Origin of the sequence: Corynebacterium minutissimum, from assembly GCF_000805675.1 — a bacterium.
In the GTDB taxonomy this organism is placed as follows: Bacteria; Actinomycetota; Actinomycetes; order Mycobacteriales; family Mycobacteriaceae; genus Corynebacterium; species Corynebacterium minutissimum.
The window spans coordinates 44,165-69,787 of record NZ_JSEF01000018.1 but is presented as its reverse complement, the minus strand read 5'-3'; the positions used below and the strand labels follow the sequence as shown (position 1 = coordinate 69,787).

Sequence of the window (25,623 nt, the reverse complement as noted above, 5' to 3'; positions counted from 1 at the left end):
GCCAGACCTGGACGCACCGCAAGGTGTGAAGGCTACTGGTACTAATAGACCAAAACAAACACACCAAACCCAAACAACAACAAAGGGTTTGGAGAATACACAAACAACCAAAAGATTTGTCTCTGTCGCTCGCGTCCACTACACAGTATCTGACACAACACCAACAGCCAGGCACACAAAAGTGCCCCGTGTGTTTGTCGGTGGCCTATAGCAGCAGGGAAACGCCCGGACCCATTCCGAACCCGGAAGCTAAGCCTGCTAACGCTGATGGTACTGCAACCGGGAGGTTGTGGGAGAGTAAGAAACCGCCGACACCAAACAACAACAAACAACTCAATACAAACCAAAGGGAGACCGTTGAAACACCACCAGTTCCAACGGTCTCCCTTTGTGGTTTTCCACCAGCACACCGCACCCGCCCCGGCGGTAGACTTCATCAACCCCCGCCCGTACAAACGCCCAGACCTGCAAGGCGACACACCCAGCTCGCGTCCCACCCACCCATAACACCGGCACACCACCACGCAGCACAAGTCGCCTTCCACCTCTGGACAAATAGAAAAACGAGCCGCCAACGTGAACAAAACTCGGGTTATGCACATCTCACTTTGGTAGATCCCGCGTTGTTTCCTTTCCCACAGCTTTAGGCTTAGTCATGGAAGGCCCTTTCGTCTAACCAGGAGCGTGCGATGCGGATACGTCGTTCTCAAACTGTTGTCTTGACTGTAGCGGTTACTGTTGCTGTATTTGTCGGGGCAGTAGCAGTGTGGTTCGCTGTGCCGTATTCACCGCTGAGGTCTGAGTTTTCGCAGGACGTGGAACAGGCCCAAGCAGCAGCTTATACAGATTCTGCTGATGTGTTTGTTGAGGAGGATTTCGCCGCTTTCCCGGACGCGATCCAAAACTATATTCAGCGCAATGGCTATATCGGTACGCCAAAGTATTCGTGGGTTCATCTAGAGTTCGCGGACGTCGATTTCCTCCAAGGCAAGGACGGGCGAAAGCTCAAAATCGATTATGACCAGTACAACTTCGCCACCAATCCGCGCAGGCTAGCCATGGTCGACAGCGCCGTGGCCGGAGTGCCGTTTCAAGGATATGACTATTTCGCCGACGGCAAAGGCGGCATGAAAGGCGTCATCGGCAAGGCAGTTGCGTTGTTTGATCAACGCGGTCCTGAGATGGATAAAGCAGCACTCGTGACGTATCTCGCAGAGTCGCTGTTCATTCCACAGAGCTTGTTGCGAAACGACATCCACTTCACCGAGCTTTCGGAACGAGAAGTCGAAGCGTCCATTACCTACGAAGGGATAACTGTAAGCGGCGTGTTCACCTTCAACGAAGCTTATGAAATGATTGCGTTCACAACCAGCGACAGAGCTCTGAGCAGTGAAGACGGCACCATAACCCACGTAGATTGGACCGCTAGGTGCGCAGACTACCGACCAGACTCCCAAGGCATTCGCCTGCCTACTAAGTTCCAAGCGGTATGGAACTATCCTGAGCAGGATGTCATCTACTTCGACGGCGCAATTGAGAGGGTTACCTTCGGCTAGGATTGCGCACTTGAGTCAAGAAAAAAGCAGCTTTAAATTCCCAGCACGGTCTTCGCGATGAGGAAATAGATAATCAGGCCCGTGGCGTCGCAGAACGTCGAAATAAACGGATTGGAAAATACCGCAGGATCGGCCCCAATAGTCTTGGCCACGATGGGCATGAGCCCACCAACTGTGGCTGAAATCGAGCAAATCAAGAACAATGTCGACCCAATAACAATGCCGATATCAGCGCCATATACCACCGTGGCTAGCCCCAGACCTGCCAGCCCAAGGACCGCGCCCAGCAGCATTCCGACGCGTAGCTCGCTCCACAAAACAGAGAGAATATCCCGCGTGCGGACATCACCGAGCGCGAGCGCACGAGTAACCGTGGTCGCCGCCTGGTTACCCGTGTTTCCGCCGGTACCTGTCAGAAGCGGGATAAACAAGGACAGCACAACTGCCTTGGAGAGCGTGTCCTCAAAGGAATCGAGTACTTGGACGGTGAGCAACGCGGAGACTGCCAAAACAAGCAGCCAGACAATGCGGGAACGCACGAGCTTGAGAAGGGGCGTGGACAAGTATGGCTGCTGCAGCGCTTCCGTACCACCAGCACGCGCGGAGTCCTCGCTATCGGCTTCCTCCACGATGTCTGTGGCGTCATCGAAGGTCAGCAGACCCACCAGACGGTGCGAGTCATCCACGATGGGAAGCGCCAGCATATCCAACGGCAGGAACCATCGAACCGTCTCCTCGGCGTCCGCGCTGGCATAAGCAAAGAGTGGCTCCTGCATGATGGAGTCAATCGATACCCCAGATTCGGCCGTGAAAATCTCCCGCAAGCTCACCACGCCGACCAACCTGCGGTCGGGGCGCGTCACTGGCACCGTATAGATCGTCTCGAGTTCATCCGACTGCGAGCGCAGCATATCCAGGGCCTCATCGACGCTCATGTCCGGATGAATATCAGGCACCTCTGGGGACATGCGGCGGCCGACCGAGCGCTTGGGATAGCCCAGAATCACCCCGGTGACATCGCGTTTAGATTTAGTCAGCGATCGCAGCAGCCGGTCCGCAATCTCTGCCGGGAGCTCATCCAAGAGCGCCACACGGTCCTCGGGCTCAAGCTCATCGAAGAACTCGTACACATCGGCGTTACCCAACTCATCAATGATGTCCGCCTGGTGCTTGGCATCCAGCGCATCGAAGACCGCGATAGATTTCTCACGCGGAAGCAAGCGAAGGGCCAGTGCCGCGCGCAGTGCATTCTGGCGCTCCACAATGGAGATGAGTTCTTTCCGCGGAACCTTAGCTAGTAGTTCCTGCAGCCGCGGGGCCTTCTGAGGATTGATGGCGCCTTCTTGTTTGAGCCATGCCTCGACGATATCGCTTGCCTGCTCGGTAGTCTCCGCCATGGCTCCACCCTGCCCTTCTTTGCTCATTGAATGGTCTCCAGCCATTTAAGACTACGCGAGAGCCCAATCTTATGACGGTGGCTAATAAACGGCTTGTTCCTTCATACGGGTAAGAACATTGTGCGCCGAAATCAAACACATCGGCACGCCCACGCCCGGCACCGTGGTGCCGCCGGCGTAGTACAGATTGCTCAGCGTGCGCGACTGGTTCCGGCCGCGGAAAAACGCGGACTGGCGCAGCGTATGGGCTGGTCCCACGGCACCACCGGACCACGAGTTGTACTGCTCGGCAAAGTCGCCGGGGCCGAGCGTGCGCTTGACGACGACTCTCCCCTCCAGATCCTCAATCCCCAACCAGGACCCCAGTTGCGCCACGGCAGCGTTAGCAATGGCACTGACTCGGGCAGATTCCTTAGCACCATAGGCATCGCCATGACCATAGGATTCGTCCGCCGGGACGGGAACGAGGATAAAGAGGTTCTCATAGCCTTCCGGACCCACCGAGGAATCGGTGGCGGAGGTCTTCGACACATAGATCGACTGCGAGGCTCCCAGCGGCCGCGTTGGCTCTGGGCCGTGGTAGACGGCTTTGAAGTCGGGCGTCCAATCCTTGCTGAACAGAAGCGTATGGTGCGCTAGCTGCGGGAGAGAACCTTTCACGCCCAGAAAGACTAAGACCGTGCCCAGGCCAGGGTCGCGGCGGGCAAAGTAGCGTTCCGGATACGTCTGCAGTTCCTTTGGAAGAAGAGCAGTTTCTGTGTGGTGCAGGTCGGCGGCGGAGACAACGGCGTCGGCGGGGATTGTGCGGCCGTCGTCCAGCGTGACGCCCGTCGCGCGCCCCTCCGCGTGAGTGATTGCCGCTACCGCGGTGCCCAGTTCGAAGGTGGCGCCGTCTGCTTGCCGCGCGATAGCGTCGACAACGGCGGCGAACCCGCCTAAGGGATAGCGCACGCCCTCCACCAAGTCCGTGTGACTCATCAAGGAATACAGCGCTGGTGCCGCCTTCGGTTCCGTGGACAGGAACACCGCCGGGTAGGTCAGAATCTGTCGCAGCCGGTAGTCCTTAAACTGGGCGGCCACCAGGGCATTGAGCGAGCGCGTCAGCAGCAGCGCGAGAGTGCCTAGCCGCGTGAGCGCATCTTTGCTGAGAAGCTGCGTGGGGCGGGAAAACGTGGTGTACAAAAAGTTGCGCAGGGCAACGGCATACACATCGGAGGCTCGTGAGAGATACGCGCGCACCTTGTCCCCCGCGCCCGGCTCCAAGGACTCAAAAAGAGCTACGACGTTATCCACGCCCGTGTCGATATCGATGGACTCGCCGTCTTCGTTGACAACGCGGTAGGCCGGGGAGAGGTCCACCAGATCCAGCTCGCGTGCGGTAGTAGTACCGCAGGCACGGAAAAACTCATCGAAGGCCTCCGGCATGAGGTACCACGAGGGGCCCGTATCGAAGCGGAAGCCATCCAACTCCAGGCTGCCCGCGCGTCCACCAACGCTGCGCTGCTTGTCGACGACCGTCACCCGCATCCCTTCCCGCAACAGCAAAGCCGCGGTGGCGAGACCGGCAACACCAGCGCCAATGACAACAACATGCTTGCTCATGTTCTCTAGCCTCTATTCCGTGCCGCTCGTGCCGCAGCGCGGCTGATAAGGACAGCTTTTCGCGCGGCGGGCACACTGACGCGGGTAGACATGATGTCGTGAGCGTCAGTGGCCTCTAGGAGATCCGTGAGCTCCGTAAATAGGGCCGTCGCCGCGGCCACTCCAACCCGGGACCCAAGGGGAAGCAAGCCCAGGGCCGTGCGGGCATGGGCTAAGTCGTCGCGGATGTCAGAAATGATTGCGGCTTTCGTCTCTTCATCGAGCTTGTCCGGCTCACGCAGTGAGGGAAAGTAAGCGCGGCCCAGTTCACTGGAGTCTTCGTGCAAGTCCCTCAAGAAATTGATCTTCTGAAACGCGGCACCCAGGCGCACCGCACCTTCTTCGACGCCGTCGGGACGGGGAGCACCGGCATAAAAAGTATCCAGACACAGCAGCCCAATGACTTCGGCCGAGCCCCGGATATAGGTCTTAAAGGACTCCGCTGTGTGGACGGTGCGCGTGAGGTCGCTGCGCATGGAGGCAAAGAACTCCGCAATGTGTTCGTCCTGGAATCCGCAACGCCGCGCCGAGAGCGCATAGGCGTGGACTATGGGATCGGTGTGAAAACGCTGGGAAGGTGCGGCGCGGACGGTGGCCTCGTAGGCGTCGAGAAGCGGGGCGGCAACCTGGGGGCCGAGCCCTGCATCGACGATTTCATCCGCGGTGCGCACCATGGCATAAAGATTGCGGATATCTGCTCTTACCTGGGGGTTAAGCAGCCGGGTGGCGAGGGAAAAACTAGTGGAATAGTGCCGCATCACCTGCGCCGCGGCAGCTTCGGCGCTGCGGTCGTAGCGTTCCAAAGCCAAAAGAGATCCGCGCATACGTCATATTTTAGACCACACGCGTCACACATTTAACCCGAGGCAAGATAAGGTAGTGACGTTACTTTCCCCATCTATAAGGAGAACACGTCCATGACAACCCCAACGATGACTGCTGCGGCCCGCGCCGTTGACCTGTTCAAGCAATACGGTCAGGGAGATACCGCAGTCACCGCGTTGGACCACGTCAACGTTGAGTTTGCGCGCAACGCCTTCACCGCCATCATGGGCCCTTCTGGTTCCGGCAAGTCCACGCTTATGCACACCATGGCGGGCTTGGACTCTGCGACTTCCGGCTCTGCCTTTATCGGTGATACCGACATGTCCCAGCTCAGCGACAAGGACATTACTGCCTTGCGCCGTGACCGTCTGGGCTTTATTTTCCAGTCCTTCAACCTTGTGCCCACGCTCACCGCGGCGGAGAACATCACCCTGCCCACTGACATCGCGGGCAAGAAGGTGGATCAGGCGTGGTTTGATGAAATCACCACGCGCCTGGGCCTTGCCCAGCGTTTGAGCCACCGCCCAGCAGAGCTCTCCGGTGGTCAGCAGCAGCGCGTGGCCTGTGCCCGCGCGCTTGTCTCGCGCCCAGAGATCATTTTCGGTGATGAGCCGACGGGCAACCTGGATTCCAATTCCTCTGCCGAGGTGCTCGACATCCTGCGCACCGCTGTCGACCACGACGAGCAGACCGTTGTCATCGTCACCCACGACGCTAAGGCGGCGTCCTACGCCGACCGCGTGGTCTTTCTTGCCGATGGCCGCCTCGTCAACGAGCTGCACAACCCAACCATGGAGTCCATCCACGCTGTGATGGCAGAAATCGAGGGCTAAAGCATGGCCACGAAGAACACCATGCGCAGGGTATCCGTGCGCAATATTCTCGCGCACAAACTGCGCCTTGCCCTCACGCTCCTAGCCGTGGTGCTGGGTACCGCGTTCATTTCCGGTTCCTTCATGTTCACCAACGCGCTGTCGAATACCTTCGACTCCGCTGTCGATACCGCCTTTACCGGCGTGGACGCAGCGGTAAGCCAGAAGGAAGATGGCCCCGCACTTGATCAGAAGATGCGGGACGACATCGCCAACGATCCCGACGTGCGCGCGGTCAACATTCAAAGCAGCCAGACCGTCGTGGCGGCTAACGACAAGGCTGAGGCCTTCCAGACCGGCGGCGGCACCGCCAGCGTTGAGCCCTACTATCCGGCTGATCAGTCGGTCGGCGAACCCGCTGAGCTTGTCGACGGCTCCGAACCCCACGGCACCGCTGAAGTTCTCATCAATGACTCCGCCGCCGAGAAGTTCGGCATTCACGTGGGCGATACTCTCGTCGTGGTCCACCCGGACCAGCGTGATGAGGTGAAAGTGGTGGGCGTCGTCAAGCCTGCCGTGGACCAAGGCGCGAGCCTGACCCTGCTGATAGACCACGCGGGATTCACCGAACGTTACGGCGACTCCTCCCAGCTCAAGGTCGCCGCAGCCGACGGGGTCAGCGCGGAAGAGCTCGTGGATCACCTCAATGAGACCTTCGACGTTGATGCTGAGGCCGGCGAAGAGCTGGCCAAGGAAATCTCCGACCAGATTTCCTCCGCGTTGAAGTTCGTCAACTACTTCCTCATCGCCTTCGGCCTCATTGCGCTGCTCGTGGGTACGTTCATCATTGCGAATACGTTCTCCATGATCGTCGCTCAGCGGACCAAGGAATTCGCGTTGCTGCGAGCGCTGGGTGCTTCCCGCGGCCAGATCACGCGTTCTGTTGTCACCGAAGCCATCATCGTGGGCCTCGTGGGCTCCGCAGTGGGCGTGGTGGCCGGCGTGGGCCTCGTCGCGGCCATCAAGGCGGTCTTCTCCGCGCAGGACATGCCAATGGGTGGCGGTCTGGGTCTGAGCGTGAGCGCCGTTGTCGTGCCGCTCATCCTGGGTACGATCGTCACCGTAATTTCGGCATGGGCGCCGGCGCGTCGCGCAGGTGCCGTTGAACCTGTTGAAGCTATGCGCACCACCGAGTCCGCCGCTGGTTCCTCCCTCCTTGTGCGTACGGTTCTGGGCGCGTTGCTACTCATCGCTGGCATTATCTTTGCGGTCTTGGGCGTGCTTCTCGACGTCTCCACAGGCATCCGCGCCTCTCTCGTCGGTCTCGGAGCGTTAAACCTCATTGTTGGTTTCTTCCTCGCTGGCCCAGCTATCTCGCTGCCGATCGTGCCCTCGATTGGTCGCGTGGTGGGCGCGCCCTTCGGCGCGGTGGGCAAGCTGGCCGCCACGAACTCCGCGCGCAACCCGCGTCGCACCGCAGCTACGGCCTTTGCCTTGATGTTGGGTGTTGCCCTAGTGACCGCCATTGGCATGTTGGGCGCGACGATGAAGGCTTCGGTATCTGATGCCATCGACGAGGATGTTCGCGCTGATTTCTTGCTTGCCGGGCCAACGACGGGCAATTTCCCCACGCCGAACGAGACCGCTGATCTCGCCCGGAATGCTGAAGGCGCGGGCCAGGTCGTGGCATTGAGTTCCGCACCTGTCATGGTGGATGGCCAGGCCTCGATGAACTATGGCCCGCAGGTGGCTATCAGCCAGGTAATTGGCGGCAACGCCGACGACATCCTCAACCTCACCGTGGCGGAAGGGTCCCTCAAGTTGGGCGATGAGTCGGGCTTCATCGCGGATACGTCGCTGGCGGAGGAACAAGGCTGGCAGGTCGGCCAGTCCTACGAGCTCGCCGGCCCTGACCCCACCCGCACCAGTGAGGTGACGCTCATCGGTACCTATGAGCCTTTCCAGATGCTGCCGCGGCTGGCACTCTCTGAGTCTGCGGCGACCGAAGTCGTAGACCCCTCGAGCCTTGACACGATGATGGTCGCTGTCAACGCGGCAGAAGGCGTTGACACCGAAGAGCTGCGATCCAACTTGGAGGAATCCGTCAAGGATCTCGTTGTGGTGCAGGTGCGCACCGGTGCCGAATACGCCGGCGAGGCCGCCGGCATGATTGACCAGATGCTCACCATCCTTTATGCGCTGTTGGCGCTGGCGGTCATTATCGCCATCCTGGGTATCGTGAACACATTGACGTTGGGCGTCATTGAGCGTCGCCAGGAGATCGGCATGCTGCGCGCCGTGGGTACCCAGCGCCGCCAGATCCGCACGATGATCACGGTGGAATCGGTTCAGATTGCCTTGTTCGGCGCCATCATGGGCATGATCCTCGGCCTCGGATTGGGCTGGGCATTCATCTCCGTGCTTGCTGATGACGGCCTCGATTCCCTTACCGTGCCCTGGCTGATGCTCATCATCATGCTGGTTGGCTCCGGCATTGTGGGTGTATTTGCCGCCATCTGGCCGGCACAGCGCGCGGCAAAGACGCCACCGCTCGACGCCATCGCCGACTAGCCTGCTGGCCTAGGAAAACTCAGGCAAGCAGGGAGCCGACCCAGGCTCCACGCCAGGCCACCACGATGCCGATGCCTATAGTCCAGAACAGATAACGCGCCAAGCGCCACCAGCGCTTGGCCTTTATCATTTCTCCGAGTTCCTTAGCCATTGTGGACCACGTTGATAAGCCGCCCGCTAAACCTGCAGCAAGAAGCGGGAGGAAGTACTCAGGGGCGTGCGTATGAGCGGCATAACCATAGGCCACGCCGGCGAGCGCCGCTCCCGTGATATTGGCCGCGAATGTGCAAGTGGGGGAGGGCAAGATGCGAGTAAATGTGAAACGTGCGCAGCCTCCCAGAAACCCGCCAACAAGCACGGCGAGGGCGGAGATGATGATCATGCGGGCCTCCGGGAGACGTCGCCAAGCACATACGCCCCTGTACACCCCACAACGGTGGCCAGGACGTAGGCGCCTGCCTGTGCCGGGCCGAAGCTGGAGGTGAGATAAGCAAACGTGGCGAAACTGGTGAATCCACCGAGAAAGCCCGTACCCCAGAAGGCTGGCGGCTTGGCATATCCCATAATGGCGCTGCCCACGATGTTGATGAGCAACAGCGGCAGCGCGCCGCCGCCAAGGAGAGTGGAGAGGACGAAACGGGTAAGCGCCCCGAGCGCCGCCCCGCAGCCCACAAGAATGGTCTGTGGCATGGTGCCCATCCTAATTGGGATGCGAAACCTCCGCGAAGCAGGCAAGCTAAAGGTACATCCACGTCTCAAGGAGGATCTCATGGCACACGAGCGCGCCGGCCAGCTAACCCAGCCTTCCGATCTCATCGACATCGCGGAGCTGGTCACCGCCTACTACACCCGAACCCCAGATGCTGACAATCCTGACCAGCAGGTTGCCTTTGGCACCTCCGGTCACCGCGGTTCCGCATTGGATACCGCTTTTAACGAAGCCCACATCCTGGCAATTACCCAGGCCATCGTGGACTACCGCGCCACGCAGGGCACGAGCGGTGCCATCTTTATCGGCCGCGATACTCACGCTTTGTCTGAGCCCGCCATGGTCTCCGCTCTTGAGGTCCTCCTTGCAAATGAGCTGGAGGTTCGCGTGGATGATCGGGGTCGCTACACCCCAACGCCAGCTGTCTCCCACGCCATCCTGACCAACCCAGGCACCGATGGCATTGTTATTACCCCGTCTCACAACCCGCCGCGCGATGGTGGTTTCAAGTACAACCCACCTACCGGCGGCCCAGCGGACACGGATGCCACCGATTGGATTGCGGCGAAAGCTAATGACTACCTGCGCGCCGGGCTTGAGGGCGTGAAGCGCGTGCCGGTCGACGGTGTTCTAGATGAGCGCTGTGTGAAACACAATTATGTGGACACCTATGTCGCGGACCTGGCCAACGTGGTGGATATGCAGGCGATTAAGGATGCCGGCGTACGCATCGGTGCGGACCCCATGGGTGGTGCCTCGGTGGATTACTGGGCGGCCATCGCTGAGCACTACGGGCTCAACATGACCGTGGTGAACCCGGAGGTGGATGGCACCTTCCGTTTCATGACGCTGGATACTGATGGCAAAATCCGTATGGACTGCTCCTCGCCGGACGCTATGGCTTCGTTGGTTGAGAACCGCGCGAAGTATGACCTGGCTACCGGTAATGATGCCGACGCTGACCGCCACGGCATTGTTACCCCGGATGCAGGCCTGATGAACCCGAACCACTACTTGGCCGTGGCCATCGAGTACCTGTTTAGCCACCGCCCGGAGTGGGGTAACGCCGGGGTGGGCAAGACCTTGGTGTCCTCCTCCATGATCGACCGCGTGGTAGCCAGCCTGGACCGTGAACTCGTGGAGGTTCCGGTGGGCTTCAAGTGGTTTGTGCCGGGGCTTGTCGACGGCTCACTGGGCTTCGGCGGCGAGGAATCCGCCGGCGCCTCCTTCCTGCGCTTCGACGGAACCGTGTGGTCGACGGATAAGGACGGCATCATCCTGGATCTGCTGGCGGCGGAGATCCTGGCAGTGACCGGCAAGACCCCGTCCCAGCGCTATGCGGAGCTGGCGGAAGAATACGGTGCGCCGGCTTATGCGCGTACCGATGCCCCGGCCAACCGTGAGCAGAAGGCGATTTTGAAGAAACTCTCTCCGGAGCAGGTCACCGCAACGGAGTTGGCGGGTGAAGCCATCGTGTCCAAGGTCACCGAAGCCCCTGGCAACGGTGCCGCCATCGGTGGCCTCAAGGTGACCACAGAGAACGCCTGGTTTGCCGCGCGTCCGTCCGGCACCGAGGACAAGTACAAGATTTACGCTGAGAGCTTCCGTGGTGAGGAGCACCTGAAGCAGGTGCAGTCGGAAGCCCAAGCGCTGGTAGCTGAGGTTCTCGGTTCCTAGCTGCGCTGAGATGGGGGTACCACCACGCCTGCCCCCACTACAGACACCATGAGAGTTCCGAATTGCCGCTTCGGGCTCAGTGGTGCTGCACCCCGTCTTTTCCTCTGAAAGGTATTAAAGATACTGGTAGTGGGTTTGCTAAGGTTGATGCGTGGCAAAAAAGAAGGTGAGTACCGCCCTGGTGCTCGACATCATCAGTGCATTCGCGCGATTCTACATGGCCTACATCTGGATCAAGGCTGGGCTGTCGAAGTTCTCTGACCAGCTCGCGGTATCGCAGAGTATCAAGGCCTACGAGATTTTCACGCCTGAATGGTCGCACTACCTGTCCTACCTCATCGGCCCATTGGAGGTGTGCGGCGGATTGCTGCTGCTCCTGGGTCTTTTCTTGCGTCAATCGGCGTGGGTAGGGCAGGTAGTGCTGGTTCTGTTCATGATTGGCATTGCGCAAGCATGGCTGCGCGGACTCGGAATTGATTGTGGCTGCTTCGAAGCCAATCCGGACAAGGATGCCCAAGTGATGAACTACATGATGACACTACTGCGTGATGTCTTCTATTCTGTCTTAATGGTGTGGACTATAAAGCGTCCGTTCACCAAGTTTGCACTGCACCCTTAACCACGGCGTGTAGGCTTCCATCTGTTCGAAGAAAAGTCATGAAGGCAAGGTTGTTCAATGAGCACAGTTAAAGACCCCAACTCCAAGGGCAATAGTGGATTCCTCTGGGGCCTCGCTGTTCTTCTGGTCATCGTGGCCGTGGTTATCGGCTACATCGTCTACCAAGGTCGCAGCGCCCAGACCGATGCGCTGGGAGACTACGCTGCGGAGGACGTCAACATGGAAATGTCTCTGGCGGACAACGCAGTGACCCTCAAGTCTGCTGAGGCGGGCAAGGAAGCTGTCGAGGTTGACCTCTACGAAGACTACTCCTGCCCTCACTGTGGTGACCTGGCAAAGGAAACTGATGGGCAGATGAAGGACGCCATCGACGAGGGCAAGCTCATCGTCCACGTGCGCTCCTTGAACTTCTTGGACGGAAGCCAAAACGGCTTGGAGAGCATCAAGAGCAACAAAGGACACTCTTCCAAGGCTGCTGCTGCAATGGAGCAGGTGGCCAAGTCTGGTGATGCCAAGCTGTACTGGAACTTGCGCAAGTACCTGATGGAGAACCAGTCCAAGGTTTACGACAAGTGGGATATGGCTGATTTCGCTGATGCCGCGAAGTCGCTGGGCGCTGACAAGGACACTGTCACGGCCATTCAGGAAGCCAAGGTTGGCGAAGGCAACGAACTCGTTACCGCCAACTACGAGAAGCTGGAATCCGAAACCGGAAGCGTGTCCTCGCCGCGCATCATCAAGGATGGCAAGGACATTCCAGAAGACGAGAACACGTCCATCATGGAGTGGGTTGACCTCGTCCTGGATAAGTAGCGATTGAGTAAATAACGCGCCCCAACTCGCGATTTGGTTCGCGAATTGGGGCGCGATATATTGTTACGAGTTGCAACCGCAAAGGTTGTACCTCGTTATGAGGGGCTATGGCGCAGTTGGTAGCGCACCACACTGGCAGTGTGGGGGTCACGGGTTCGAATCCCGTTAGCTCCACCGATGGCCGTCTCCGTGTAGGGAGGCGGCCTTTTCCTATGCTGGGGTGCATGGATGTTTACACCAAGTCAGTAGCACGACCCGACCAAGCCGGCGCGGAGGCCGCGGGCCTGCGCTGGTTAGCAGCCGCACGTAAAGACGTCGTGGTTGAGGTCGCGGGGTTGACGGATTCGACGATTAGTACGCGTCGCGTAGCGCAGGCGCGTCCGAGCGTCCAGGCAGCGCGTACCTTCGGTGCGGCGCTTCGCGAGGTACATGAGTCAGGTGCTTCGGCCTTCGGTGCTCCGCCCGAGGGATGGGAAGGTGCGAACTTCATCGGGCGCGTGGAGCAGCCCTGTGAACCATGCTCGAATTGGGGAGAGTTCTACGCGCAGCAGCGCGTACTTCCCTTTTTGGTGACGCTGCCGCAGGAGCTTCGCGACGTCACCCAGCGCGCCACCGACGCCCTTCAAGCAGCGTCCTGGGATGTGGAGCCTGCGCGGATCCATGGCGATTTGTGGGCGGGCAACGTGCTCTTTACTGCGGACTCGGCAGTCATGATTGACCCAGCTGCGCATGGCGGGCACCCGTGGACAGACCTAGCCATGTTGGAGCTTTTCGGCACGCCATATTATGAGGAGATTCTGCGCGGCTATGGGGCGCCGACAGAGTACGAAAAGTGGGTACCAATGCACCAGCTGCACCCCTTGGCGGTTCACGCTACGACGCATGGTCCTGCCTACTACGGGCCCTTGGGCAGGGCGGCACAAGCCACGATTGAGCTCCTCAGTTAGGTGCGGGATCGCCGATGTGCCCGCTGACCGTGGTGTGGTTCGCGGGTTTCGCCGTCTCGGCGTGGGTGCGAAGCTTCAGTTCGCACCCGGTGGGTCGGGTGGTTGGCTTGTTCCTGGCGTCGGGTCGGGTGGCTGGCCTGTGGCTTGTCCTGTTGCTTTCTCAGAAGCGAGTCTGGCTGTGGCTTCTTGGTATTCGGGCATGGCGGTAATTGGCACACCCCAGGGCGGGATGTAGCTCACCCCCGTATTCAACCGGAACATGTAACCACGCCCGGTGGGCCGTTTAGGGTCATCATCGTTAATACCGTTGTGGTAGGCGCACAGGAAGGTGAGGTTTTTAAGGTTAGTAAAACCTCCGGCCTGCCAGGGGATGAGGTGGTGGACTTCGCAGTAATCAGCTGGCCTGTTGCAGCCGGGCCTAGAGCAGGTTTGGAATTCAGCAGCCAGGCTGATGCGTTGTTTCCAGCTGGCATGCCGCTGAATCCTATAAGAGTTAACCGGTCCCTCTAAAGGGTGGATGAGGGTGGCGTAGCCAATCTCGGCAAACTTGTAGGCCAAAAAGTCTGCGCCTGTCATGCGTGCGCCGTTGGTGAGGTTAAGTTCGATTTCCTCCCCATCACCGTTAATAATTTGGTCGAGCTCGTTGAGGGTGACTACGACTTGAGCATGTACGGCAGGTGTGGTGCCAATACCACCGGTGACAATGACGGTGCGGGCAGCATCAAGCAGGTTTGTTTTATTAACGGATTCTAGGGTGCCTCTGATGTCGGCGATGACGGTGGGGGTGTCGGTGATGGTAATGGAGTTGGGTCCCTTAGAGCGGTAGGTGAAGCGTACTCCGGGTTTAGCGGTGCGCTTGACACGAAGCTCTTTTAGGCGCTTGGTGGCGACGTGGCGGATTTTGTGGGCGGGTGTGCCGGCAAGTTTTATGCGTAGGTTCCAGGCGTCGAGGTCTTTGTTGACTTTGGCGGTGTAGGACTCAATCAGGGTGAGAATGCTAAGGCTATGTTTGTGTGCCATCGCGGCGGCGCGTGCTTTGCGTTGTTTGCCGGTGAAGCGGGTGTGCCCGAAGTAGACGCGGTGAAGGTGGGCAAGTTCAGTAGCGTCACTGGTGTCGGCGCCGAGTGCGCGGAGCTCGTCGGGTGAGCTGGATGCTTTTTCCACTAGCGCGATCCCCGAGTTGCGGTAGTGGAAGTAGGTTTCTAGTACCCCCATGGCCACGAAGCTTAAAACAGGCCCACCAACCCCGCAACCGCAAGGCGACTATTGAGGGCCGGGAGGCATGATGCGTTTGTGGGCGCCTTGGCGCCAGAGGGTTTCGATGCGTTCCTGGGCGTCGGCAGGCACGGCCTTGCCTTCGAGGTAATCGTCGATGTGGGGATAGGTAACGCCGAGGGCTTGTTCGTCAGAAAGCAGCGGGCGATCATCCTCAAGGTCCGCGGTAGGGACCTTTGTCCACGTGGATTCAGGCGCACCGAGGTACTCAAGAAGCTGGGCGCCCTGGCGCTTGTTGAGGCCGGCTAACGGGATGAGATCGGCGGCGCCGTCTCCCCACTTGGTGAAGAATGCAGTGACGTTTTCTGCAGCATGGTCACTACCAATTACCAGGGCGCCGACCTCCCCGGCCACCGCGTACTGGGCAGCCATGCGGAGGCGGGCCTTGAGATTGCCGCGGTTGAAATCGCCGAGTGTGGAAGCCTCGAGGGCAGTAGCAACCGCGCTATCGAGGGCCGCTGTGGCTTCAGCGATGTTGATGGTCAGGCGGTAATCGGGCTGGATGAAGTCGAGCGCTACCTGGGCATCTTCCTCGTCTGCCTGCACGCCGTGGGGAAGGCGAAGCGCCCAGAAATGTGCGTCGTCGACGCGTTCGACGGCCAGCTGTGCCAAGCGGCCGGCCAGCGTGGAATCTTGGCCGCCGGAAATACCCAAGACGAAGCCTTTCGCTCCGGTGGTGCGCAGGTAATCCGCGAGGAATGTGACGCGGCGCTCAACCTCCTCCGCTGGATCGATCAAGGGCTTAGTGTCCAGGGCTTTTATGATGTCCTGCTGGAGGTTTGTGGATTCGTGTGACATGACGACCATGGTAGCCGCCTGCGACAATATGCACTCGTGAACAAAGATTCCTACGTGATAGTCGTCGCTGGCGTGGCAGCGCTGGGTGGTCTCCTCTTTGGCTATGACACCGGCGTCATGTCAGGTGCACTGCTCTTCGTGGGCCCAGAGTTCGACATGTCCGCGCAGCAGGAGGGACTGGTGACCTCGATGCTGCTGGTCGGGGCTGCCGTGGGTGCACTGGCTGCGGGGCGTGTGGCGGATGGGATGGGCCGACGTCGCACACTTATCGTCGGTGGCCTTATCTTCCTTGCAGGATCGGTGTGGTGTGCGCTGGCGGGATCGACGGCGCAACTAGCCACGGCCCGCGCTGTGTTGGGGCTAGCAGTGGGCGCGGTGTCCATCGTGTCGCCGATGTACATCTCAGAAATTACTCCGGCTGCGGTGCGTGGGCGGATGGTGTCACTCAACACGCTCATGATTGTTGTCGGGCAGTTGGTGGCTTATGGGGTGAACTCCGCGCTTGCCTCAACAGGCAGCTGGCAGTGGATGCTGGGACTCGCGGCGGTGCCGGGTGCCGCGTTGGCCATTGGAATGTTCTTCTTGCCTGATACGCCGGTATGGCTCGCTGCACAGGGCCGTCACGACGACGCCGCCGCTGTGCGCGCACGGGTAGGGGCGGGGGAGGAGAAGGGGGCGTCGCCAAGCACAGGCGAATGGGCCGCACTGTCCGCGAATAGTTGGATGCGCTGGGCGGTCGGGCTAGCGATGCTCATGGGACTGACGCAGCAGATCACAGGCGTTAATGCGATTGTGTACTTCGCGCCGACCATGATGAATCAGGTGGGCTTGTCTGCGACGAACTCGGTGTACACGTCCATGGTGATCGGCGTGGTGTCGGTTATTGCCTGTGTGGTCGGTATGCGCGTTGTGGACCGCGTGGGGCGGCGTCGCCTGCTCATGGTGGGTCTGGGTGGCAACGTAGTATCTCTCGTGGTGCTCGCAGTGGTGTACCACTTCGCGCAGGATTCGACGCCACTGGCTATGGTGTCGTTGGCCTGCATGGCGGCGTTCATCGCGTGCCAACAAGCGGCGGTGTCACCGGCAACGTGGCTTCTCATTTCTGAGATCGTGCCGGCGCAGGTACGCGGTTTGGGAATGGGCATTGCGGGCCTAGCGCTGTGGGTTAGTAACTGGGTAGTAGCGCAGTTCTTCCTGCCCGTGGTGGAGTGGCTCGGCGGCTCACTGGCGTTTGGCGTCTTTGCAGTGCTGGGCGTGGTTGCGCTGGGGTATACGCGGGCACTCGTGCCGGAAACGATGGGCAAGACGCTGGGCGAGGTCTCCCAGGAATTGCAGTCGAGATACTCTCATAGTTGAGTGTTTTGGTAATGACGCGCTTGTGCGGTAACATTTTTCCTCGTGTCATTGCTGGGCCCTCGCCCAGCAATGCTTTGAACTAACCATTCGCATGAAGTTTGCGCATAACGAAAGGAGCGCCCGATGAAGGTTCGCAAGTCGCTTCGGTCGCTGAAGAAGAAGCCGGGCGCCCAGGTTATTCGCCGCCACGGTAAGGTCTTCGTGATCAACAAGAAGGATCCGCGCTTCAAGGCTCGCCAGGGCTAAGAATCGACGTATTCTCATTCCGTCTCCTCCGCTTAATTTGGAGGAGGCGGAATTTTTTTATGCCCGTCTACCTCGCTAAATTAGATCCGTTGAATATAATAATCGGGTGGGTTTAGAACATTCCCTAGCGGACAATAGAAAGAAGAAATAGCGTATGAAAAGGCGTATCGCGGCGGCGATGTGTGCTGCCGTCGTTGGGTTCTCGGCACCGGTGGCCCAAGCTGTAGACAATGATTTGGTCAGTACGGCTGACCCGTCACTAGGGATCAATGACCCTTCATGTGTGTCAAGCGGTGAGGTTAGCGAGCCGGTGGTTCTCCTGCATGGAACCTCGGACAATGCGTCGACGTGGAACGAGCTTATCCCAGTGCTGCAAGAACGCGGTATGTGCGTGTGGGCCTTCGACTACGGCGCAGATGATGTCACGCTGCAGAACGCCAGTCCGCGAACCAAGGGGATCGCGGATCTGGACGAGTCGGCGCGTGAGGTCGCAGAACAGATTGACTATGTACGGGAAGTGACCGGAAGCGAAAAGGTGAACCTCGTGGGGCACTCGCAGGGAGGTCTGCATATTAAGACCTACACGCAGATGTATGGTTCTCCCGATCATGTTGCCCGCGCGGTGGCTCTTGGTGGGAATTTTCATGGGACCACCCTCGACGGCATGGGCGAGACCTTGGCGAAGATGATTGCGGCCATGCCGAACTTGGCGCGCTTCTTTGCAAGCAGCGCTGGTATTCAGCAGGTGGTGGGGTCTGAGTTCATGGAGAATCTCAATGCCTTGCCGGACACAGCGCCGGGCCCGTTGTATACCTCGATTTACTCGCCTGCTGATGTCACCGTGACGCCCAACTCGACCTCTGTGCTGGAAGCTGTGGGCGGCGCTGACGTGGTTAATATCGACCTCGGTGAGCTGTGTGGGGCAGGGCCGCTACATCCAGATTTGCCTCGAGACACCACGGTGATGAGCCAAGTGCTTTTCGGCTTGACCCGCGAAGAGGGGCAGGGGCCGGACCCGTCAACGTGTACGAGGGGCTGAGGTCTCCTGCCTGCTTCGTGAATCAGACTTACCGGGCGCGGCGCGGGCCGCGCCCGTTTGTGGTGTTTGCCACAAAACGGGTGAACGTTTGGTTAACTTGCGGGAAATACCACCCGTGTAGTTACGGCGTTGGTGATGAAGTGGGGTGTGCAAGGTCAACATGTGGGGGCTGGGGGACTTACATCCTGGGAATATCATCGTTGTAACTACTACATGTAGTGTCAGTTGCGGGGTTTCGGCACAAAGTATAGTGTCGTTGATGTTGCTCAGGCGGCGGCCCTACACCGCGTAGCCAGAGCTAAAAGTCACTCAGCAGAATTCATTAGTCACTACGTGTGCAGCGTCAAAGGAAACCGTCACATGAGCATCACTCTCTACACCAAGCCCGCCTGCGTTCAGTGCAACGCCACCAAGAAGGCTCTCGACCGCGCCGGTCTTGAGTACGACATGGTGGATATCTCCATGGACGACGAGGCTCGCGACTACGTCATGGCTCTGGGCTACGTCCAGGCACCGGTCGTCGAGGCCAACGGCGAGCACTGGTCTGGCTTCCGTCCTGACCGCATCAAGAGCCTGAGCTCCTTGGCGGCAACTGCATAAAATTTCGTCATGTTGGTCGTGTATTTCTCTTCCGCCACGGAAAATACCCACCGCTTCGTTGAGAAGCTCGGCCTTCCCAGCGCCCGCATCCCGCTGCGCCTGACTGATGAGCCACTCATCGTCAACGAACCCTACGTCTTGGTGTGTCCGACGTATGGGGGAGGGGCGTCGATAAGCAAGCAGAACACGAGGCCCGTACCCAAGCAGGTCATCCGTTTCCTCAATAACGAACACAACCGCAGCCTTATCCGTGCGGTCGTGGCCGGAGGAAACAGCAATTTCGGTACCGACTTTGGCAAGGCCGGCGACGTCATCGCCGCCAAGTGTAAGGTGCCTTATGTGTACCGTTTCGAACTTCTTGGTACCGAGGAAGATGTCACAATTTGCCGCGAAGGCCTGCTGGCCAACGCCGCAGCCTTAGGCCTTGCAGCCTAGGGCTTCTCCTATGTATTCCCTGTAGATTTTCGTCTCTCCAATTTCGCCATAGTAAAGAAAGGCCCGTGAACGTCGTGACCACGCAACTGGGTAAGACCGTCGCCGAACCTGTGAAGCCTGAAGAGCAGCTGGACTATCACGCGCTGAACGCACTGCTCAATCTGTATGACGAGAACGGCAAGATTCAGTTCGACAAGGACCGTGAGGCCGCGAACCAATTCTTCCTCCAGCACGTCAACCAGAACACCGTCTACTTCCATGACCTGGAAGAAAAGATGCACTACCTGGTGGAAAACAAGTACTACGAGCCGGAGCTGCTCGAGCAGTACGATTTCGACTTCATTAAGTCCCTCTTCAAGCGTGCATACTCCTACAAGTTCCGCTTCAAGTCCTTCCTGGGCGCCTACAAGTACTACACCTCTTACACGCTGAAGACCTTTGACGGCCGCCGCTACCTCGAGCGCTTTGAGGATCGCGTGTCCATGACCGCACTTTTCCTGGCTGATGGCGATACCGAGGTGGCTGAGCACCTCGTGGACGAAATCATGACCGGCCGTTTCCAGCCGGCGACCCCGACCTTCCTTAACGCTGGCAAGGCCCAGCGTGGCGAGCTCGTATCCTGCTTCCTGCTGCGCATCGAAGACAACATGGAGTCCATCGGTCGCTCCATCAACTCCGCACTGCAGCTGTCCAAGCGCGGTGGCGGCGTGGCACTGCTGCTGACCAACATCCGCGAATCGGGCGCGCCGATCAAGCACATCGAGAACCAGTCGTCCGGCGTCATTCCGGTAATGAAGCTTCTGGAGGATTCCTTCTCCTATGCCAACCAGCTTGGCGCACGCCAGGGCGCTGGTGCGGTATACCTCAACGCGCACCACCCGGACATCATGAACTTCCTTGATACGAAGCGTGAAAACGCGGATGAAAAGATCCGTATCAAGACCCTGTCGCTAGGTATCGTCGTTCCGGACATCACCTTCGAGCTGGCTCGCAAGAACGATGACATGTACCTGTTTAGCCCGTATGACGTCGAGCGCGTCTACGGCAAGCCTTTTGCAGATATCTCCGTCACTGAGCACTACGAAGAAATGGTGGAGGATCCGCGCATCCGCAAGAAGAAGATCAACGCCCGCCACTTCTTCCAGACCATCGCGGAACTGCAGTTCGAGTCCGGCTACCCGTACATCATGTTTGAGGACACCGTAAACCGCGCGAACCCGGTCAAGACCGGCCGTATCAACATGTCGAACCTGTGCTCTGAGATTCTGCAGGTGAATGCTCCTTCCGAGCTCAATGAAGACCTGACCTACAAGACCTTGGGCAGCGACATTTCCTGCAACCTGGGCTCGCTCAACATTGCGGCCACCATGGATTCCCCGGACTTTGCGCTGACCGTAGAAACCGCCATCCGTGGCCTGACTGCAGTGGCGGATAAGACGTCCATTAACTCCGTGCCGTCGGTGCGCAAGGGCAACGATGATTCCCATGCCATCGGCTTGGGCCAGATGAACCTGCACGGCTACCTCGGTCGCGAGCACATCGAGTATGGCTCGGAAGAAGGCTTGGACTTTACCAACGCCTACTTCGCAGCCATCATGTACGCCGCACTTCGTGCATCCAACAAGCTGGCTCGTGAGCGCGGCGAGTACTTCACGGAGTTCCCCGAATCCGAGTACGCAAGCGGTGAATTCTTCGACCGCTATGACCCAGCTGATTTCGCTCCCCGCACCGAGCGCGTCAAGGAGCTATTCGCGGCTTCTTCCATTCACACGCCGACGGCGGAGGAGTGGGCGCAGTTGAAGGAGGACGTCGCCAAGCACGGCATCTACAACCGTAACCTGCAGGCGGTGCCGCCGACTGGTTCGATTTCCTACATCAACAACTCGACCTCATCTATCCACCCGATTGCCTCCAAGATCGAAATCCGTAAGGAAGGCAAGATCGGCCGCGTCTACTACCCGGCGCCGCACATGGATAACGACAACCTTGAGTACTTCAAGGATTCCTATGAGATTGGCTACGAGAAGATCATCGACACCTACGCTGTGGCCACCAAGTACGTGGATCAGGGCTTGTCGTTGACCTTGTTCTTCAAGGACACCGCTACCACTCGTGACATCAACCGCGCCCAGATTTATGCCTGGCGTAAGGGCATTAAGACCCTCTACTACATCCGCCTGCGCCAGATGGCGCTGGAGGGAACTGAGGTTGAGGGCTGCGTTTCCTGCATGCTTTAAACCTTTGAGTTAGGTCTCTTTCGCACGTGCCTCCGTGAGGATGGCGCGTGCGATTTTTTCTGCCTCGCTCGCGTTACCACTATGGATTGCGTGCGCTAAATCCAGGTGGAGGCGCGCCGTTCCCGCGGTGGGGTTGCGCTTGCGCGAGCCAAACACCGAGCGCCCGCGCACCATGGATAGAAGGAACGGACTCAGTGCCGCAAACATCTCATTGCCTGATGCATGTAGCACCATGGTGTGGAAGCGTAGGTCCGTTGCGAGTTGTTCGCCGACTCGCCGCGCGGGAGTGTCCTCAAAAGAATGCAAGCGCTGTGCCAGCTCGAGGATCTCCTCTTTGTCTGCCGGGGAACCATGCTGAGCTGCTAGGGACGCTGCAATAGGTTCGATGGCCAGGCGCAGCTCGTTGAGGGAACTGCGCTGTCCGTCTCGTGACTTCTCCGAGTTCAGGCGCCACGAGATGATGGAGGAATCGTAGACGGCCCACTCGCTAATCGGCAGCACCGTAATGCCGACGCGCCGCGAGGACGCCACCATGCCCAGTTGCTCAAGGGCGCGCATCGCTTCGCGGGCAACCGTGCGTGAAATATCGAAGCGCTGACAAATATCGTTCAGGGTGAATCGTTCACCAGCGGGGAGGGTGCCACTGACGATGTCTGATCCCATGGTGTCCAGCACGGTGCTTAGCAGCGGAGTGTGTGACTCTTGCGTAGTCGCCACGATGCCAATACCTCCCTCTGCGTGAGAAACGCGGACTCGGAACACATAAAACGTCAGTATAAATTAGCCCGTCGTCGCTACTGGATGCATGGGGAGTAGCGACACTTATCGGAATGCAGGCCAAGCGGGTACGATGGCCACAGGCACACTCAGACTAGAAAGACGAGGTAATGCGCGTGTCTCACGAGTATGACGACTACATTGCCAGCCACGAGGCTCCGGTGAAGGCGGTCAACTGGAATACCGTCCCGGATGAGAAAGATTCCGAGGTGTGGGACCGTCTCACGGGTAACTTCTGGCTCCCGGAAAAGGTTCCGGTGTCTAATGACATCCCCAGCTGGAAGACGCTGACGGAGAAGGAGCAGGAGACCACCATGCGTGTCTTCACCGGCCTGACGCTTTTGGATACCATCCAAGGCACCGTGGGCGCAGTATCGCTGCTTCCCGACGCCGTCACGCCGCACGAAGAGGCCGTCCTCACCAACATCGCTTTTATGGAGTCGGTGCACGCGAAGTCCTACTCCAACATCTTCATGACCTTGGCGTCGACTCCGATGATCAACGATGCGTTCCGCTGGTCTGAGGAAAACGAGAACCTTCAGCGCAAAGCGAAGATCGTCATGTCTTACTACCAGGGCGATGACCCGTTGAAGAAGAAGGTCGCTTCCACGCTGTTGGAGTCCTTCCTCTTCTACTCCGGCTTCTTCCTGCCGATGCACTTCTCGTCGCGCGCCAAGCTGACGAACACGGCCGATATCATTCGCCTCATCATCCGCGATGAGGCCGTGCACGGCTACTACATCGGCTACAAGTTCCAGCAGGGCTACAAGCAGCTCTCCCCGGAGCATCAGGAGGAAATGAAGGGTTACGCCTTCGATCTTCTCTATGACCTCTACGAGAATGAGATTGACTACACCGAGGATCTCTACGACGAGCTGGGGTGGACTGAGGACGTTAAGCGCTTCCTGCGATACAACGCCAACAAGGCACTCAACAACCTTGGTTTTGAGGGTCTCTTCCCAGCAGACGAAACTCGTGTCTCCCCGGCCATCCTCTCCTCACTGTCCCCGAATGCCGATGAGAACCACGACTTCTTCTCTGGCTCCGGCTCTTCCTATGTCATTGGTAAGGCGGAGGAAACGACAGACGACGACTGGGATTTCTAAAGAAAACCTACAGTCTGAGACGACAATGACTGCCGCGATAAGGCGCTGATCACTTCCGCAACAGCGCGCATCTCGGCTGCGGGCATGACACGCACCTGCCGAAAGGATCAATCGAAAGGTTGATTCTTTCAGGGGGTGCGTTTTTCGCGTTTTCAGCCGCCTGTGCCCCCTCTGCTGTGTTCTGGATCACCGGGCTTGTGCGTTCTGGAGTGGGCGTCGTCGCAGCGGCTGCCATCGTGCAGGCAGTTCGTGAACCTTTCCTGCTCCAAACGGGGTTAGCAACGTTGGCAGAAGTTGAGGGAGCGCTGGAAATTTGCCAGCGCGGTGCCCTAATATAAGGCAGGTAAACCTAGGTGTTTGATCACGTGGATCGTTGCGCGAGTTCTCGCGCTGCGCACCATGTGGTGAAGCACTTGTTCTTCAGGAGGATTTTATGACCGCTGTGGCGCCACGGCTCGACGATTACGTCGCGCCCACACGTCCAGAGCCGACTGGTAACGCTAAGACTGGTTCCAAGGCTTGGACGCTTTTGACCACCACCGACCACAAGCAGCTGGGCATCATGTACATGATCATGGCCTTCAGCTTCTTCTTCCTCGGTGGTTTCATGGCACTGCTGCTCCGCGCTGAGCTCTTCACCCCGGGCCTGCAGTTCCTGTCCAACGAGCAGTTCAACCAGCTGTTCACCATGCACGGCACCGTGATGCTGCTGCTCTTCGCAACACCGGTTGTGTGGGCGTTCGGTAACTACGTGCTGCCCCTTCAGATTGGTGCGCCGGACGTGGCCTTCCCGCGTCTGAACGCTTTCGGTTTCTGGATCACCCTGACCGGCGGCATCGTCATGCTGCTCGGCTTCGTCACCCCAGGTGGCGCAGCTGACTTCGGTTGGACCATGTACATGCCCCTGGCTGACTCCGTTCACACCCCGGGTATCGGTGCGGACATGTGGATCGTTGGTGTGGGCGCTACCGGTGTCGGCACCATTGCTTCCGCAGTCAACATGATCACCACGGTGCTGACCCTTCGTGCACCGGGCATGACCATGTTCCGTCTGCCGGTCTTCACCTGGTGTGTGCTGACCGCATCCATCATCGTTCTGATGATCTTCCCGCTGCTGACCGCAGCAGCCCTCGGTGTTCTGTACGACCGCAAGCTAGGCGGCCACATCTATGACTCCGCTAACGGCGGCGCCATCCTGTGGCAGCACCTGTTCTGGTTCTTCGGCCACCCAGAGGTCTACGTCCTCGCTATCCCGTTCTTCGGTGTTATTTCTGAGGTAGTCCCGGTCTTCTCCCGTAAGCCGGTCTTCGGCTACATCGGCTTGGTCTTCGCCGTTCTGGCAATTGGCGCGCTGTCCATGGCTGTGTGGGCTCACCACATGTTCGTCACCGGCGCCGTCCTGCTGCCGTTCTTCTCCTTCATGACCTTCCTGATTGCGGTTCCGACCGGCGTGAAGTTCTTCAACTGGGTCGGCACCATGTGGAAGGGTCACATCACCTGGGATACCCCGATGATCTTCGCTATGGGCTTCCTGGCAACCTTCCTCTTCGGCGGTATGACCGGTATTATGCTGGCTTCCCCGGCCCTGGACTTCCACCTGGCTGAGTCCTACTTCCTTATCGCTCACTTCCACTACACCCTGTTCGGTACCGTGGTGTTCTCCGCCTTCGCTGGCCTCTACTTCTGGTTCCCGAAGATGACCGGCCGCATGCTGGATGAGCGTCTGGGTAAGATCCACTTCTGGCTGACCTTCATCGGCTTCCACGGCACCTTCCTGGTTCAGCACTGGGTTGGCAACATGGGTATGCCGCGTCGTTACGCTGACTACCTGGAGTCGGATGGCTTCACGGTCTTCAACCAGATTTCCACCATCTTCTCCTTCGTCCTGGGTGCTTCGGTTATCCCGCTCATCTGGAACGTCTTCAAGTCCTGGCGCTACGGTGAAATTGTTACCGTGGACGACCCGTGGGGCTACGGCAACTCCCTGGAGTGGGCTACCTCCTGCCCGCCGCCGCGCCACAACTTCGTCTCCCTGCCGCGTATCCGCTCTGAGCGTCCGGCCTTCGAGCTGCACTACCCGCACATGGTCAAGCGCATCCGTGAGGAAGCACACTACGGCCACTAATCCAGCGGGTCTCGTGCCCCAGTGCAGCTAGCCACTCGCTAGCCCGGACGGGCGCGGAGAAA

The 25,623-nt window shown here is 58.9% G+C and carries 23 protein-coding genes, 1 tRNA gene and 1 rRNA gene; 17 read left to right on the top strand and 8 right to left on the bottom strand.

Features of this window, described 5'->3' with window-relative positions; all coding sequences use genetic code 11:
* Positions 1–196: 196 nt before the first annotated feature.
* Together rrf and NX84_RS11685 are read left to right on the top strand one after the other, a co-directional pair.
* Positions 197–314 (top strand): 5S ribosomal RNA (gene rrf / locus NX84_RS11690).
* A 405-nt stretch (positions 315–719) separates the two neighbouring features.
* A complete protein-coding gene (locus tag NX84_RS11685) occupies positions 720–1,556 on the top strand; it encodes a DUF6544 family protein (protein ID WP_039676790.1) in 837 nt (278 codons plus the stop codon).
* Positions 1,557–1,588: 32 nt separating this feature from the next.
* Here the strand turns inward: NX84_RS11685 and mgtE are convergent, their stop codons facing one another.
* The 3 genes from mgtE to NX84_RS11670 form a co-directional block, all read right to left on the bottom strand.
* Entirely contained in the window at positions 1,589–2,953 is a 1,365-nt protein-coding gene (gene mgtE / locus NX84_RS11680; RefSeq protein WP_039676765.1) for a magnesium transporter, read from the bottom strand.
* Positions 2,954–3,034: 81 nt separating this feature from the next.
* The gene (crtI, locus tag NX84_RS11675) at positions 3,035–4,555 is read right to left on the bottom strand and encodes a phytoene desaturase family protein (RefSeq protein WP_039676763.1); all 1,521 of its coding nucleotides are present in this window, start codon (positions 4,553–4,555) and stop codon (positions 3,035–3,037) included.
* 5 nt (positions 4,556–4,560) lie between these two features.
* Entirely contained in the window at positions 4,561–5,418 is an 858-nt protein-coding gene (locus tag NX84_RS11670; protein WP_039676761.1) for a phytoene/squalene synthase family protein, read from the bottom strand.
* A 93-nt stretch (positions 5,419–5,511) separates the two neighbouring features.
* On the opposite strand from NX84_RS11670, the gene NX84_RS11665 reads away from it, so the two are divergent.
* Both NX84_RS11665 and NX84_RS11660 read left to right on the top strand, forming a co-directional pair.
* Positions 5,512–6,252 carry an ABC transporter ATP-binding protein gene (locus NX84_RS11665; protein ID WP_039676760.1) on the top strand — a complete coding sequence of 247 codons (741 nt, stop codon included), beginning with the start codon at positions 5,512–5,514 and terminating at the stop codon, positions 6,250–6,252.
* A gap of 3 nt (positions 6,253–6,255) precedes the next feature.
* Positions 6,256–8,802, top strand: coding sequence for an ABC transporter permease (locus NX84_RS11660; RefSeq protein ID WP_039676759.1), 2,547 nt, complete (start codon positions 6,256–6,258; stop codon positions 8,800–8,802).
* 19 nt (positions 8,803–8,821) lie between these two features.
* On the opposite strand, the gene NX84_RS11655 is transcribed toward NX84_RS11660, so the two are convergent.
* Positions 8,822–9,184, bottom strand: coding sequence for a FluC/FEX family fluoride channel (locus NX84_RS11655; RefSeq protein ID WP_231913746.1), 363 nt, complete (start codon positions 9,182–9,184; stop codon positions 8,822–8,824).
* Positions 9,181–9,492, bottom strand: coding sequence for a fluoride efflux transporter family protein (locus NX84_RS11650; RefSeq protein ID WP_039676756.1), 312 nt, complete (start codon positions 9,490–9,492; stop codon positions 9,181–9,183). Before NX84_RS11650 ends, NX84_RS11655 begins: the two co-directional genes overlap by 4 nt.
* A gap of 79 nt (positions 9,493–9,571) precedes the next feature.
* Between NX84_RS11650 and pgm the strand changes: the two genes are divergently transcribed.
* From pgm to NX84_RS11625, 5 genes are all read left to right on the top strand, one after another.
* Complete coding sequence (pgm, locus tag NX84_RS11645; RefSeq protein WP_039676786.1) at positions 9,572–11,188, top strand: phosphoglucomutase (alpha-D-glucose-1,6-bisphosphate-dependent); 1,617 nt, start codon at positions 9,572–9,574, stop codon at positions 11,186–11,188.
* 151 nt (positions 11,189–11,339) lie between these two features.
* Positions 11,340–11,807 carry a MauE/DoxX family redox-associated membrane protein gene (locus tag NX84_RS11640; RefSeq protein ID WP_039676754.1) on the top strand — a complete coding sequence of 156 codons (468 nt, stop codon included), beginning with the start codon at positions 11,340–11,342 and terminating at the stop codon, positions 11,805–11,807.
* A gap of 57 nt (positions 11,808–11,864) precedes the next feature.
* Positions 11,865–12,620, top strand: coding sequence for a DsbA family protein (locus NX84_RS11635; protein ID WP_039676753.1), 756 nt, complete (start codon positions 11,865–11,867; stop codon positions 12,618–12,620).
* Positions 12,621–12,721: 101 nt separating this feature from the next.
* Positions 12,722–12,794: transfer RNA gene (locus NX84_RS11630), tRNA-Ala, on the top strand.
* Positions 12,795–12,844: 50 nt separating this feature from the next.
* Complete coding sequence (locus NX84_RS11625) at positions 12,845–13,567, top strand: fructosamine kinase family protein (protein WP_169744717.1); 723 nt, start codon at positions 12,845–12,847, stop codon at positions 13,565–13,567.
* A gap of 75 nt (positions 13,568–13,642) precedes the next feature.
* Here the strand turns inward: NX84_RS11625 and NX84_RS11620 are convergent, their stop codons facing one another.
* On the bottom strand, positions 13,643–14,782 hold the full coding sequence (locus tag NX84_RS11620; RefSeq protein WP_039676751.1) for an HNH endonuclease signature motif containing protein: 1,140 nt from the start codon (positions 14,780–14,782) through the stop codon (positions 13,643–13,645).
* Between the two features lie 48 nt (positions 14,783–14,830).
* Positions 14,831–15,649 (bottom strand): ammonia-dependent NAD(+) synthetase, encoded by an 819-nt coding sequence (gene nadE / locus NX84_RS11615; protein WP_039676750.1) that lies wholly within the window; start codon positions 15,647–15,649, stop codon positions 14,831–14,833.
* Between the two features lie 27 nt (positions 15,650–15,676).
* Here nadE and NX84_RS11610 point away from each other — a divergent pair, with 27 nt between their 5' ends.
* The 6 genes from NX84_RS11610 to nrdE all read left to right on the top strand — a co-directional run bounded on the left by NX84_RS11610 (position 15,677) and on the right by nrdE (position 21,553).
* Positions 15,677–16,996, top strand: coding sequence for a sugar porter family MFS transporter (locus tag NX84_RS11610; protein ID WP_039676749.1), 1,320 nt, complete (start codon positions 15,677–15,679; stop codon positions 16,994–16,996).
* 123 nt (positions 16,997–17,119) lie between these two features.
* On the top strand, positions 17,120–17,242 hold the full coding sequence (ykgO, locus tag NX84_RS11605) for a type B 50S ribosomal protein L36 (protein WP_003847162.1): 123 nt from the start codon (positions 17,120–17,122) through the stop codon (positions 17,240–17,242).
* 154 nt (positions 17,243–17,396) lie between these two features.
* A complete protein-coding gene (locus NX84_RS11600) occupies positions 17,397–18,281 on the top strand; it encodes an esterase/lipase family protein (protein WP_039676744.1) in 885 nt (294 codons plus the stop codon).
* Between the two features lie 360 nt (positions 18,282–18,641).
* The gene (gene nrdH, locus NX84_RS11595; RefSeq protein ID WP_039676743.1) at positions 18,642–18,881 is read left to right on the top strand and encodes a glutaredoxin-like protein NrdH; all 240 of its coding nucleotides are present in this window, start codon (positions 18,642–18,644) and stop codon (positions 18,879–18,881) included.
* 9 nt (positions 18,882–18,890) lie between these two features.
* Entirely contained in the window at positions 18,891–19,316 is a 426-nt protein-coding gene (gene nrdI, locus NX84_RS11590) for a class Ib ribonucleoside-diphosphate reductase assembly flavoprotein NrdI (RefSeq protein ID WP_039676741.1), read from the top strand.
* 74 nt (positions 19,317–19,390) lie between these two features.
* Positions 19,391–21,553: a class 1b ribonucleoside-diphosphate reductase subunit alpha gene (gene nrdE / locus NX84_RS11585; protein WP_039676784.1), complete on the top strand. Its 2,163-nt coding sequence runs from the start codon at positions 19,391–19,393 to the stop codon at positions 21,551–21,553.
* 9 nt (positions 21,554–21,562) lie between these two features.
* Here the strand turns inward: nrdE and NX84_RS11580 are convergent, their stop codons facing one another.
* A complete protein-coding gene (locus NX84_RS11580) occupies positions 21,563–22,216 on the bottom strand; it encodes a FadR/GntR family transcriptional regulator (protein WP_082013971.1) in 654 nt (217 codons plus the stop codon).
* A 230-nt stretch (positions 22,217–22,446) separates the two neighbouring features.
* On the opposite strand from NX84_RS11580, the gene nrdF reads away from it, so the two are divergent.
* A complete protein-coding gene (gene nrdF / locus NX84_RS11575; RefSeq protein WP_039676782.1) occupies positions 22,447–23,436 on the top strand; it encodes a class 1b ribonucleoside-diphosphate reductase subunit beta in 990 nt (329 codons plus the stop codon).
* A gap of 433 nt (positions 23,437–23,869) precedes the next feature.
* Entirely contained in the window at positions 23,870–25,561 is a 1,692-nt protein-coding gene (ctaD, locus tag NX84_RS11570; RefSeq protein ID WP_039676739.1) for an aa3-type cytochrome oxidase subunit I, read from the top strand.
* Positions 25,562–25,623 lie beyond the last annotated feature (62 nt).